Raw genomic sequence first — 271 nt, 5'->3', positions numbered from 1 at the left:
CAGGATGTCATTCCTTCTCTGTCTCCCAGCCCGCTTGATTTAGCGGATTATCGTGACGTGGTGCTGGCCCGCTTCAGTAATCCTTACATTAAAGATACCAATCAGCGCGTCGGTGCCGATGGTTTATCCAAAATTCCCGGCATGGTGACGCCAACCCTGCAACAGTGCTACCAGCGCGGTGCGCAGCCCACCGCAACGGCGGTGATTCCGGCACTGTTCTTCCTGTTTATGCAGCGATGGGCCGATGACAATTTACCCTATTGCTATCAGG

1 pseudogene is annotated in these 271 nt (G+C 54.2%); it reads left to right on the top strand.

What is annotated here, in order from left to right:
- Window positions 1-271, top strand: a pseudogene (locus SB765_RS29875) (mannitol dehydrogenase family protein); the annotation flags it as partial.

It is taken from the genome of Pseudomonas sp. SIMBA_067 (assembly GCF_046534675.1).
Taxonomy (GTDB): Bacteria; Pseudomonadota; Gammaproteobacteria; order Pseudomonadales; family Pseudomonadaceae; genus Aquipseudomonas; species Aquipseudomonas putida.
The sequence above is the reverse complement of the archived record's forward strand: the minus strand, read 5'-3'. Positions and strand labels throughout refer to the sequence as shown.